We start from the raw sequence: 13,080 nt of genomic DNA, 5'->3' as shown, positions 1-13,080 counted from the left end.
TTTATTTTATTTTCCAGTCAAATTGTGGCTTTATGTAGCCTGGCTCCCTGCCCATATAGGTTCCTAATTCCCTTCCGGAATCTACAACCGTAAAAGAAATGATATCGCTTTCGATAAAAATGGGCTTCTTTGCATCTTCGACTATAAAGAGCGACAAAAAGTATTGTCCGGATTGAAAAAAGGATTCAGGAAAATCACATGTGATATCATTTAGTCCGTTTTTTAAAGAAAATGAACCAGCATTCGAAAACGAGAACATCACCTCTCCCATTTCATTAAATAAGTGATAGGTGATATGATATCTTTGTGCGTCCTTTACTTTTATATCTATTTTGGTATGAAGAATAATTAGTTCATTTTCCCGCAAAACATCATCTGAAGTCCGTCCGGAATTATTTAACGAAATTTCATTTAATTTAAAGATCGGAAGATCATATTCTTTTCCAAATGTTTTTAAGTTCATTGCTTCGGCATCACCGCCAAGATAGTAACTTACAGCATTTTCTATTTCTCCTTCAAAGACAACTTTTCCATGTTCTAAAATAATTCCTCTGGTACACAAACTCTTCACTGCTGCCATATTATGGCTCACGAATAAAACAGTGCGCCCTTCTCCTTTTGATATATCCTGCATTTTACCGATTGCCTTCTTTTGAAACTCGGCATCTCCTACGGCTAAAACCTCATCAATTACTAAAATTTCAGGTTCCAGGAAAGCTGCTACGGCAAAAGCCAGACGCACGGTCATTCCGGAACTATATCTTTTTACGGGAGTGTCTATATACCGTTCGCAACCTGAGAATCCTATAATTTCATCTAGTTTTGAAGCAATTTCTTTTTTCGTCATCCCTAAAATGGCACCATTTAGAAAAATATTCTCACGACCAGTCATTTCTCCATGAAAACCTGTTCCAACTTCAAGAAGCGAAGCAATACGGCCGCGCGATTTTATACTCCCCGTAGTTGGAGCTGTTACCTTTGATAATATCTTTAAAAGTGTTGATTTTCCCGCGCCGTTTTTACCAATTATTCCTAATACCTGTCCGCGTTCCACCTCAAAATTAATATCCTGCAAAGCCCAGACATAATCTGAAGTTCCTTTTTTAGAACGATCGTTGGTATCTCCTATTCGCAAATACGGATTTTCTTTACCCCGAATTTGATGCCACCATCGATTCAGGTCATGAATCAACGTTCCTGTCCCGACCTCTCCTAAACGATATTGTTTAGAAATATTTTCTGCCTTTAATATGATATCTTTTTTCAATTGTAAGTTGTAAATTGTGATGCCTGAATTACCTAAAAACGTTACGCTATTCTAAAACTGACTGAATTAAACAGTGTCTATAAAACTCTTTTCCGTTTTATTAAAAACTAAAATACCAATAACGAATACTGCAATTGTAACCACAAAAGTATATAGTAATCCTGAAAGGGAAATCTCTCCAACATTTAAAAGCATATAACGGGAGGTCTCAATAATATAAGCTAATGGGTTGTATTGCACAATCCAGCCATAAGCAGGCAGTTTTTGTTTAATTAACTCCATCGGATACATTACTGCTGACAGATACATTAGTAATTGTATTCCAAAAGTAATTAAATAGCTAAAGTCACGGTATTTTGTTACCATAGAGGAAATCAACATTCCTAATCCTAATCCTAAAATACCCATAACAACAATAAGTAAAGGGAAAAACAACACCATACCGTTCAGGCTCAGGTCCCTCCCCTGAATGTAGTAGTAACAATAAAAAGCAATGAAAATAAAAAATTGTATCCCGAATTTAATCAAATTAGAAATTACGACTGAGATAGGCGTTATAATTCTGGGGAAATAGACTTTTCCAAATATTCCTGCATTCGCTTTAAACGTATCAGAAGTACCGTTTAGGCAAGCTGTAAAATAATTCCAAACCGTTATGCCTGCCAGATTGAACAGAAACGGAGGTACATTACCGGTATTGATTCCGGCAACATTATTAAATATTATGGTAAAGGTTACTGATGTAAACAAAGGCTGAATAAGATACCATAATGGTCCTAATACCGTTTGTTTATAAACTGTAATAACATCTCGTTTTACAAACAAAAATAGTAAATCCCGATATTGCCAGACTTCTTTAAGATTTAGGGTGAAGAAGTTATTCTTTGGTGTTATTTCAAACAGCCAGTCATTAGTAGTATTTGTATTGTTCATTTTCAGTTGTATTACAATTAAATTGCAATAATATTATTTAAAATAGACAGGGGGCTTCCTTACTATCATACGCAATTAACAAGATTTTTAGTCTTTTAAAAAATATTCAAAAAGCAAAAAGGCGTTTTAAAAAAACACCTTTTTATATCTTATTTCAATCCATAATTAATATTCAAAATTAATTATCCAAAACTTCAAAAGTCGAATTCATACTTTTGAATTCCGGAACGATTTTCTTCATCTTAGCAACAATATCGTCGTTGTCATAGAAATCTGCAATTCCGATAAGTTCATCAATCTCAATGTGCAAGTTTTCATACTCATCTTGTATCTCCTGAGCTATCATGATTTTATTATGATAGGTTGGCAATGTTTTAGAAGTATCATTTAATAATTCTTCATAGAGCTTCTCTCCCGGTCTTAAGCCAACGATTTTTATTTTTATCTCTTTATCAGGAATAAAACCTGCAAGTTTGATCATCTTTTTTGCTAAGTCAATAATCTTTACCGGTTTTCCCATATCGAAAATGTAAATCTCTCCTCCGTTACCCATTGCTCCTGCTTCTAATACCAACTGGCATGCTTCAGGAATAGTCATAAAATAACGAATAATATCCTGGTGTGTTATGGTAACCGGTCCTCCGGCAGCAATTTGTTTGGTAAATAATGGGACTACTGATCCGTTTGAGCCTAAGACATTACCAAAACGGGTAGTAATGAACTTCGTTACTACCTCAAAATTCTCTTGTTGATTTTTTAAAAATAAAGACTGAACATATTTCTCTGCAATTCTTTTACTGGCTCCCATCACATTGCTGGGATTAACTGCTTTGTCAGTAGATACCATCACAAATTTACGAACATTGTATTTACAGGATAAATCGGCTAAGTTGCGGGTACCTTTAATGTTTGTCAATATGGCTTGTGCCGGGTTTTCTTCCATTAAAGGAACGTGTTTATAGGCAGCTGCATGATAAACAACGTGAGGACTGTAGTTTTTGAAAACCTTTTCTAATGCTTTTTTACTTCTCACATCGGCAATTACAGCTACGATTTTAGTTTCAGAATCGACACTCAAAATCTCTAAGCATAAATTATGGAGTGGTGTTTCGGCATGATCCAGAATAATAATTCTTTTAGGATTAAATCCTAATACCTGCCTTACTATTTCACTTCCTATTGACCCTGCTGCGCCTGTAATTAATACCGTTTTATCTTTTAATTGTTTCGAAATCGATTTACTATCCAGTACTATTGGTTTTCTTTCCAATAAATCTTCAATTTGTATATTTTTTACTTTTTGGGAAATCTCTTTTTGATTTTCCCAATCGGAGATAAGTGGCACGGTGTAAACCCTGTAGTTAAACTCCAAACATTGGTCTACAATAATTAATTGTTCCTCTTTAGATAAACTTTTATCGGCTATAATTACACCCTCTGCAGCTACAGATCGCATTAAAGCAGGTAATTTTTTTCTTAAAATCAAAATAGGAAGATCCAGCATTCGCTTAGAGGCATTCTGATTATTTTTATCGACAAAACCAACAATTTTAAATCTTGACGGAGTTTCAAATTTTAAAGCATTCGCTACTGAAATAGCATTGGCATCAGTTCCGTAAATAACTGTTCTGATTAGTTTAGAATTCGTTTTCTCTGAGAAATATAATTCGAAAGTTTGTTTTACAATTACGCGATATAAAAATAATCCGCAAAATGACAGCACCAAATTGATAAAAAGGGCCGTATTTAAAAAAGCTTTGTGACCAAAATATAATTCAAATACTAAATTTAAAAATAAGAAAAATACTAAAACCGACATCTGTGAAAACAGCAGTTTGATCGCATCAATATAAGAAGAATGCCTTATAATACCTGAATAGGTCCTGAACAACCAAAAGAAAAATACATTTACAAAAATAAGACTGCCTACGAAATAAAAATGATGTGAAGTTATAATATATCCTAATGCTGTTCCTTCAAATAACATGTAGGTAAACGTAAAAGAAAAAATCAGGACCATTACATCTATTCCAACGATAATCCACCTTGGCAAATAACTAAGGTTATTAATATTGGCTCTTAAATTTCTTGGCGAAAAAAAAGTATGCAGGAAATCCGTGACTTTGGTTTGTTTATCTGTATTCAATTTGGTTTTCTTTGATAATCTTAATTGTAATTATTACAAAAATACAAATTAAAGATATTAAAAATTTCTTTTCATTTAAAAATAACATGTCTAGTCCTACTCATATGTTATAAAATTTGAATTAAACTGTATTTTTATATTTAAAAGTAAATAATATTGATGTCTCATAGAAACCCAATCGATTCTATTCTTGGACCTGAAATAATTTATTTACGACCTCTCTAATTCTTTCTTTTTCCGCACTATTTAAACTGGTCCCTGATGGCAGGCACAAACCTTTTTCAAATAAATCTTCAGAAACCGTACTGCCGTAGTAAGGATATTGAGAAAACAGGGGCTGTAAGTGCATCGGTTTCCACAAAGGTCTGGATTCTATATTCTTTTCTTCAAAAGCCTGTAATAAAACAGCTCTGTTTATATTCAAACCAGGCTCTATTAAAATAGTCGTCAACCAGTAGTTTGAATCATAATCCTGATTTATATTTTCAAAAACAGTTATTTCCTTTACATCTTTAAAAATGCTAACGTAAAAATCGTGAATTTGTTTTTTAACTTTTAAATTAGAATTCAAAATCTTCATTTGTCCTCTTCCAATTCCGGCACAAACATTACTCATTCTATAGTTATATCCTATTTCACTGTGTTGGTAATGAATGGCCTCATCTCTAGATTGGGTGGCGTAAAAGATCGCTTTTTCTTTGGAATCTTTAGAGTGAGTAATAAGGGCTCCCCCGCTGGAGGTTGTAATGATTTTATTTCCATTAAAGGAGAAAATTCCAAAGGCGCCAAAAGTACCGCATTTTTTACCTTTGTAATGACTTCCCAGAGCCTCGGCGCTGTCCTCAATAACAGGAATTCCATATTTATCAGCAATAGCATGAACGTCATCAACCTTGTAAGGCATTCCGTATAAATGAACTGCTATAATTGCTTTTGGTTTTTTGCCCTTAGCTATTCTGTCTTTAATTGCAATTTCGAGGGTTTCCGGACAAATGTTCCAGGTTTCAGCTTCACTGTCTATAAAAACGGGGGTCGCCTTCTGATATAAAATAGGATTCGCAGATGCGGAAAATGTCATACTTTGACAGATGACTTCATCTTCGGCTTTAATACCGAGTAAAATTAGTGCCAAATGAATCGCAGAGGTCCCCGAATTTAACGCCGCGACGGAAACATCATCCTGTAGAAATTCCTGCAAATCATTTTCAAAATCATTCACATTTGGACCACCCGAGGTAATCCAATTATCATCTAAAGCTTTTTGAATATACTTTTGCTCTTCGCCGCTTAATTGCGGCAATGATAAAAAAATCCTTTTATCAGTCATTAATTTTCCAATAATTTGAATCATATCTAACGTCATCTTCACTTACTTTGGATAAAGGTAAAGTTGAAAATGAAATTAATTTCGAGTTACTTTCCAAAGACTCTATAGCATTAGCATATCCTGCAGGAATATGAATAATTTTACTATCTGAAGCACTTGTAAATATAGTTTCAATAACCAAGTCCTTTGATGGTTTCTCCCAATTATCAATTTTCACAAAATGAATTTTAAAAGATCCGCTTAGACAATAGAAATTTTTAGCATCAAGTTTATGTCCTTGCCATGCCCTGATTGGGTTAGCGTCAGAATTACTTATAATATAAAATCTTTCAATGTCTTTAAAACTAAAATCATTTACATAGGAGATAGTTCCTCTATGGTCTGAAAAGTTTCCTCCCTGAATTACCTTAGGTTCCATTAAATTATTTTTAAACTTGCTTTTCGAATCATGTAAAACTTCAAAGAATAAATCAAAACCAATGGTACAATAATTACAACAAAAAGTGTAATTGCTTCCAGCTTGTCATATAAAAAGATAACGATGGCTGAAATAATAATTTGTATTACTGCATAAATTACAGATACAATACGATGCTGAATTTTATATTCATTGCTTAATATCTGGTAAAAATGCAACCTGTGTGCTTCAAAAATATTTTGTTTCAGATATAATCTGTGCAAAATTGTGCAAATTGCATCAACTCCATAGACTGCTAAAAACAAAAGCCAGATAATCGAATTAGTGATTAAAATCAATTTCAAAATTAGAAAAATAACCCAAAAAGCTATTGCAATACTACCTACATCACCCGCAAAACATTTGGCTCTTTTTCTGTAATTAAAAAACAAGAAAACCAGACTAGCCAACATGGCATAGATTATAAAACTTGCATCTGTAAAAAGCTGCAGATTTTTGTTCACATACCATAAAGATCCCATGACAACTAAGGTATACAATCCTGTTATACCATTGATACCATCCATGAAATTGTAAGCATTTATAATCCCGATAGCAAAAATATAGGCAAAAACGATTCCGATTAAAGGCACATTGATAAAAACCCCTAAATCATAAAAAATCAGGCTAATAGCCAGAAATTGAACCGATATTCTAATTTTATTGGACAAACTCTGAATATCATCCCAAAAGCTTACCAAAGTGACCAGGGTAATTCCAGTAAAGAAAAAATAATTGTAGGGTATATTTTGAGCAAAGTAAAGCAAAGCCGCAAACCAAAAAATGATACCGCCGCCTCTTAATGTAATTTCGGTATGAGAACTTCTTAAGTTTGGTTTATCAATAATATTAAAGCGATCTGCCACTTTAAAATATAACAACTCGATTATAAATAAAATAAGAAATATTATGGTGTAAATCATAAGCTAAATAAGAACTTCAAAAACAATGAATTTCGCGGGTTAAATTTTAAATTTTAAAATATTCAAAAGGTATTCACCGTAACCTGATTTTTTTAGAGGTTCGGCTAAACTTCTTAACTGCTCAGAAGTTATAAATCCCTGTCTCCAGGCAATTTCTTCGATACAACCCACTTTTAATCCCTGACGTTCTTCTAAAACCTGAACAAATTGCCCAGCCTGCATTAAGCTGTTAAAAGTTCCTGTATCCAGCCAGGCTGTTCCTCTGCTCAGAATTCCGACTTTTAATTTTCCCTGTTCCAGATATACTTTATTTACATCAGTAATTTCATATTCACCTCTGGCACTTGGCTTGATATTTTTAGCAATTTCAACAACAGAGTTGTCATAAAAATAGAGTCCCGGTACTGCAAAATTTGATTTTGGTTCTAATGGTTTTTCTTCAATCGAAATAGCTTTTTTATCGTCATCAAATTCTACAACTCCATAACGTTCAGGATCTGAAACATGGTAGGCAAAAACAACTCCTCCTTCCGGATTGGCATTTTCTTTCAATAATTGCTGCATATGAGTTCCGAAAAAGATATTATCTCCTAAAACTAATGCGACTTTATCATTACCAATAAATTCTTCACCAATTACAAAAGCTTGTGCTAATCCATTTGGATTCGGTTGTTCCGCATAGCTGAATTTACATCCAATAGCACTCCCATCCCCTAACAGTTTCTTAAAATGAGGTAAATCATGTGGTGTAGATATAATTAATATTTCATTAATACCTGCCATCATCAAAGTTGAAAGCGGGTAATAGATCATCGGTTTATCATAAACTGGCATTAGCTGTTTACTTACAGCTAATGTCAAGGGGTGTAATCTTGTTCCTGAACCTCCTGCTAATATAATTCCTTTCATATTTTTTTTATTTAATCAAATGATATTTAAATTTTATAAACTCATCATTACTTTTAAACTCTCTTTGTAATTTGGAACAGCGACCTGAAATTCTTTTTTAATTTTCGATTTATCCAATAAGGAATACGCCGGTCTTTTTGCAGGAGTAGGATATGAAGAAGAAGGGATTCCGCTTACTTCGCAAGTATAACCTCCAATTTCTTTTATTGCTAATGCAAATTCATACCAGCTAATTTCGCCTTCATTAGAAAAATTATAAATTCCACCCGTCCAATTCGAATGTGTAATTATTGTTATAATAGCTTGTGCCAGATCAGCAGCATAAGTAGGACTTCCTATCTGATCATTTACCACACTAAGTGTATCTCTTTCGATCATTAATCGCGACATTGTCTTTACAAAATTATTTCCAAAACTTGAATAAACCCAAGATGTTCTAAGGATTATTGCTTCCGGATTTTTCTGCAGACACAAATGTTCCCCTGCCAGTTTAGTTGCTCCGTAAACATTTATGGGATTTGTTGGTGCATTCTCTGTCAAAGCTGTAGATGATGTCCCATCAAACACATAATCAGTAGACACATGTATTAATTTTGAATTATTTTTTGAAGACCAGTTTGCCAGAATACCAACCGCTAAGTGGTTAATTGTATCCGCTAGTTCCTCTTCAGATTCAGCTTTATCTACAGCTGTATAAGCACCACAATTAATAATTATATTGGGATCAATTTGTTCTAACTGTTTTTCTAAAACTGATAAATTATCCAAAGAAATCTGATTTCTGTCTGCAAAAATCCATTCAAATTGAGGATAATTTCCAGATAATAATCTTAATTCTGAACCTAATTGGCCATTAGAGCCTGTTACTAAAATTTTTTCCATTAAAATAAGCTATTACAGTTCTCAATAAAAGGAAGTATCTGATCTTTTTCAGAAACAATGGCGTTCTCCAAATCCATTCCCCAATCAATATTTAGAGACGGATCATCAAATTTAATTCCGCCCTCAGAGGCTTTATTATAAAACTGATCGCATTTATACATGACAGAGGCCGTTTCGCTTATTACTGAAAAACCATGTGCAAAACCTTGCGGTACTAATAACTGTTTTTTGTTTTCTGCCGATAACAAAATACTAAACGCTTTACCATAAGTCGGTGAATCTTTTCTTAAATCTACAGCAACATCAATAATCTCTCCTTCTAAAACACGAACTAATTTAGTCTGGGCAAAAGGAGGATTTTGATAATGAAGTCCGCGTAACGTACCTTTCTTAGAAAAAGACTGATTGTCCTGAACAAATTCAATTTCAATCCCTAAATCTGAAAATTTAGTTTTACTGTAAGATTCAAAAAAATAACCTCTCTCGTCTCCAAAAACGGTTGGTTCCACTACTACTAAATCTTTTATAAATGTTTTTTCTATGTTCATATTAAATATTATTTTTTATCACTTTGTAACTTTTCATTTTTAAAAAAAACCAAAACTGGTTCCGGATTCCAATTCAATAATTTTCTGGCTTTCGAATCATCAAAAACCAGATCTGAAATTATTTTTTTTACTTTTAAAGAATTAACAGGCGCTTTATCTCCTATTACATCACCCATTTTTCCAATGATTTTAGCCAGGGAGGCTGGTAAAGAAAAATGCTTTTTTCCCTTAGAAATAGCCATACTTAATTCATGAAAGCTAGGATGAAAACCATCAGTAAGATTATAAATCCCGCCTACTGGTGCCACAACTGGGAGTAATAATGCAACATCTTTACACAAGACCATACTTTTTCTGGCTTGTCCTTTTCCAATATTAAAATAGTATCCATTATTAATAGCTTTTATCATCGCTCCTAAATTACCGGGAGGATTTTGCCCTACTAATAGCGGCAATCTCAAAATTGTATAAGTAATACTGTTTTTTTTACACCATTCAATAACGAGATTTTCTGCTTTAATCTTACTTAATCCATACGGGTCAGAGGCAAGTAAAGGATGTTCCTCATTAACATTATACCCTTCCTCCTGGCCATAAACAGCAACGGAACTAATAAAAATAAATTGTTTTGGCAGGCCGGATTTCTCTAAACCTTTTAAAATATTTGATGTTCCTAAAAAATTTACATCGTCAAATTGTTTTTTTTCGAGCTCTGTTTTTGGAATACTATGTGCTTTACCCGCTGCATGAATAACTAAATCAAATTCCTGGTTAAAATCAGGGATTTCTTTTTCTAATGAAACGTTATAAAAAGAATTTGATCTGGATAAAGAAGTGATATTATAATTCTTAGCTAATTCCTTTTTTATAATCGAACCTAAAAAACCATTTGAACCTGTTAGAAGTATATTCATTATATTGTATCTCTATATCTATTTTTGCAGCCAATTAAAAGAAAAATCATCAAAAAACAATTCTTTAAGCCATCCGGAGATAAACATTTTTTCGTAAACTTTTTCGTCTATCTCTTCAAATTTTAAATTGAAAAAATCGTAGTTGAATTCAATATTATTTCTATCAATGATATAAATATTATTTTCATTATAAAATGGATATCTTTTTATATCAACGTTTGTTGTAATTATTTTTTTTCCGCTACCCAATGCTTCAAACACTCTCATTGTTAAACCTATTTGATTTGGATGATTTATATCTAAAACAACTTTTGACTGTTTGTATAATTCTATTATTTGTTCATGTTTTAAACTAAAAAAAGAAATTTTATTGTAATTGAATTTTTTGAAAGAAGAATCAAACAATTTAAAAAACAAAAACACAATTCTACTGGGTGAGTAATAAAATGCAAAACTTTTAAGTTTATTTTTCAGACACCATATGCTGGCTTTTTCGCTAATAATATATCTGTCAGAATGTGCTGTACCGATAAATAACAAATCATAGATGGGATTATTGTGACTTTCCAGTTTGTGATAATCATCAGAAAAGAATAATGGCCGAAATTTTAAATTATAAATTTCAGAATCTTTAGGATCAAATGTATACTTTCTATTGAAATTTTTTAAAATGGCAATACCATTAGGGTTATTTTCAAATGAATCAAACGTATAATAGAGTAATATAATTTTGGGATTCAATTCAATTATCCTGTCAATAAAAAACTGAGGAACTACTTCTCCTTTTATCAAAAAGAAATAGTCATATTTTTTTGTGCGGATTGTTTCTAAAATCTCATTATAGTACTTGGTTATGGTCACATTATAAAGACTTCTTTTTAATCTGATTATACCCTTACTAAAATTTGAATTATTGGGTCTTTCATCATAATAATCTACTTCTGCACCAAGGAACCTTAGTTTTTCAGCAATAATATTCTCATAATTGAATAATTTTACAGAAAGAAAAAGTATCTTTTTATTATTAAAATTTTTATCCTCCATTATTTCAACAAGCCTTTTTTTACCATCTCGTCCAGAGATTTACTTAATTTATCTTCCTGGATTTCCTGGTCTAATACCCATGCCGAAAATTTCTTAATACCTTCTTTAAAAGTAAATTTGGGTTCAAATCCCAGTCTTTCTTTAATTTTCGTTAAATCAGCATAATTGTGGCGAATGTCACCTAATCTGAATCGACCTGTTATAGTTACAGGAACATTAATAGCATAAGCCTCTATTAACGAATTAGCCACTTCAACCACATCTGTTGGCACGCCTGTTCCTACGTTAAATACATGACCATTTGCTTCTTCTTTTTCAATACCTAATATAGTCGCCTGAACGACATCGTCGATAAAAACAAAATCTCTTGATTCTTTTCCATCTTCAAATATTTGAATTGGATTATTATTTCTAATCTGGGTCGAAAATATGGATAGTATTCCCGTATAAGGATTAGAAAGTGATTGTCCCGGGCCATATACATTTTGATATCTAAACGCCACCGGAGCAATTCCTATAGTTGGGCAAACCGTCATAATCATTTGTTCCTGATTCTGTTTTGTAATACCATAAACAGATGATGGATGGATTTTTGATTCTTCATCTGTTGCTACTAATATTAAATCTGAACTGCCTTTATAATTCAATTCAAATTTTCCTTCTAACATATCCTTTTCATTTCTATAACTTGGATAAATTGCTCCCAATTCAGGATGGATATACTTTCCTTCTCCATAGATCGATCTGGATGAAGCTATTACAATTTTTTTTACCTGATGCGGACTATTTGCCAGAATATCTAGCATAATAGCAGTACCCTGAATATTAACCTCCGTATATTTTTCAATACAATACATGGATTGCCCCGTTCCTGTTTCAGCTGCAAAATGGACAACAACATCTTGGTTTCTTAAGGCTTTTTCCCAATCTGCGCGAGAAGTTACTGTACCTTCAATAAAAGTAACTTTATCTTTTATGCTTTTGTAAAGAGGAGAAGTAACTTTAGGGTCTTCACCATGTATTTGTGTTGATAAATTATCTAAAACTGTTATTGAATAGCCTTTATTAATTAATTGTAAAGAAAGATTGCTGCCTATAAATCCAGCCCCTCCCGTAATCAAAATATTTTTCATGATTTAATACTTATTTATATAAATGTTCCCTCGGGATTTGTTTTTTCCCATTGTTTTTTATCTGCATTATATCTTTTAACAATTTTTGCCGGTGCTCCAACTATTACAGAATAATCCGGAAAACTTCCCCGGACCACTGCGTTTGATCCAACAATGCAGTGATTTCCCAATATAGTTCCTGCCTGAATTACCGCACCATAACCAATAAAACAATTCTCGCCAATTAAGGTCTCTTTAATTATATTTGGCTGGTCTAATATATGAACCTCTATTGCTTGATAATCATGGTCTACATTACTTATAAAAACATTCGCTGATATAGTTGTTCTGGTTTTAATAATAAGGTTCCCACCAGAAATAATATGAAGATTTTGGCCAACAGAAATATCATCTTCAAAAACAATTGAAGATAAATCGTCAATTACTTCAATTCTTGCACCCGGAAAAATACGCACCTTTTTACCTATAAAAACCCGATTAATTCTTCCCAGATAAACAGGTTTCCCTATGTATGACGGAAAGCCGATTTTCCCTATAAAAACTTTGTAAAACAAAGCTCTGATAATCCAAAATATTTTAAATATCATGTTATTAAAA

Annotated in this window: 13 protein-coding genes; all 13 read right to left on the bottom strand. The window is 32.6% G+C overall.

What is annotated here, in order from left to right:
* Window position 1 precedes the first annotated feature (1 nt).
* The 13 genes from EV142_RS13510 to EV142_RS13450 all read right to left on the bottom strand — a co-directional run bounded on the left by EV142_RS13510 (window position 2) and on the right by EV142_RS13450 (window position 13,070).
* Window positions 2–1,267 (bottom strand): ABC transporter ATP-binding protein, encoded by a 1,266-nt coding sequence (locus EV142_RS13510; RefSeq protein WP_132036397.1) that lies wholly within the window; start codon window positions 1,265–1,267, stop codon window positions 2–4.
* A 66-nt stretch (window positions 1,268–1,333) separates the two neighbouring features.
* Entirely contained in the window at window positions 1,334–2,200 is an 867-nt protein-coding gene (locus EV142_RS13505) for an ABC transporter permease (RefSeq protein ID WP_132036396.1), read from the bottom strand.
* Window positions 2,201–2,378: 178 nt separating this feature from the next.
* Window positions 2,379–4,346 carry a polysaccharide biosynthesis protein gene (locus EV142_RS13500; protein ID WP_132036395.1) on the bottom strand — a complete coding sequence of 656 codons (1,968 nt, stop codon included), beginning with the start codon at window positions 4,344–4,346 and terminating at the stop codon, window positions 2,379–2,381.
* Window positions 4,347–4,530: 184 nt separating this feature from the next.
* Window positions 4,531–5,673 (bottom strand): DegT/DnrJ/EryC1/StrS family aminotransferase, encoded by a 1,143-nt coding sequence (locus EV142_RS13495; RefSeq protein ID WP_132036626.1) that lies wholly within the window; start codon window positions 5,671–5,673, stop codon window positions 4,531–4,533.
* Window positions 5,666–6,091, bottom strand: coding sequence for a cupin domain-containing protein (locus EV142_RS13490; RefSeq protein WP_132036394.1), 426 nt, complete (start codon window positions 6,089–6,091; stop codon window positions 5,666–5,668). Before EV142_RS13490 ends, EV142_RS13495 begins: the two co-directional genes overlap by 8 nt.
* The gene (locus EV142_RS13485; RefSeq protein WP_132036393.1) at window positions 6,091–7,053 is read right to left on the bottom strand and encodes an MraY family glycosyltransferase; all 963 of its coding nucleotides are present in this window, start codon (window positions 7,051–7,053) and stop codon (window positions 6,091–6,093) included. Before EV142_RS13485 ends, EV142_RS13490 begins: the two co-directional genes overlap by 1 nt.
* Before the next feature lie 39 nt (window positions 7,054–7,092).
* Complete coding sequence (gene rfbA, locus EV142_RS13480) at window positions 7,093–7,962, bottom strand: glucose-1-phosphate thymidylyltransferase RfbA (RefSeq protein ID WP_132036392.1); 870 nt, start codon at window positions 7,960–7,962, stop codon at window positions 7,093–7,095.
* A 33-nt stretch (window positions 7,963–7,995) separates the two neighbouring features.
* A complete protein-coding gene (gene rfbD, locus EV142_RS13475; protein WP_132036391.1) occupies window positions 7,996–8,844 on the bottom strand; it encodes a dTDP-4-dehydrorhamnose reductase in 849 nt (282 codons plus the stop codon).
* The gene (gene rfbC, locus EV142_RS13470) at window positions 8,844–9,392 is read right to left on the bottom strand and encodes a dTDP-4-dehydrorhamnose 3,5-epimerase (protein WP_132036390.1); all 549 of its coding nucleotides are present in this window, start codon (window positions 9,390–9,392) and stop codon (window positions 8,844–8,846) included. Before rfbC ends, rfbD begins: the two co-directional genes overlap by 1 nt.
* 8 nt (window positions 9,393–9,400) lie before the next feature.
* The gene (locus EV142_RS13465) at window positions 9,401–10,306 is read right to left on the bottom strand and encodes an NAD-dependent epimerase/dehydratase family protein (protein ID WP_132036389.1); all 906 of its coding nucleotides are present in this window, start codon (window positions 10,304–10,306) and stop codon (window positions 9,401–9,403) included.
* Window positions 10,307–10,324: 18 nt separating this feature from the next.
* Window positions 10,325–11,098, bottom strand: a complete 774-nt coding sequence (locus EV142_RS13460) for a CgeB family protein (RefSeq protein WP_132036388.1) — start codon at window positions 11,096–11,098, stop codon at window positions 10,325–10,327.
* A gap of 251 nt (window positions 11,099–11,349) precedes the next feature.
* Window positions 11,350–12,483, bottom strand: coding sequence for an NAD-dependent epimerase/dehydratase family protein (locus tag EV142_RS13455; protein ID WP_132036387.1), 1,134 nt, complete (start codon window positions 12,481–12,483; stop codon window positions 11,350–11,352).
* A 14-nt stretch (window positions 12,484–12,497) separates the two neighbouring features.
* Window positions 12,498–13,070 carry an acyltransferase gene (locus EV142_RS13450; RefSeq protein ID WP_132036386.1) on the bottom strand — a complete coding sequence of 191 codons (573 nt, stop codon included), beginning with the start codon at window positions 13,068–13,070 and terminating at the stop codon, window positions 12,498–12,500.
* Window positions 13,071–13,080: the final 10 nt, after the last annotated feature.

It is taken from the genome of Flavobacterium circumlabens, from assembly GCF_004345565.1.
GTDB lineage: Bacteria > Bacteroidota > Bacteroidia > Flavobacteriales > Flavobacteriaceae > Flavobacterium > Flavobacterium circumlabens.
The sequence above is the reverse complement of the archived record's forward strand: the minus strand, read 5'-3'. Positions and strand labels throughout refer to the sequence as shown.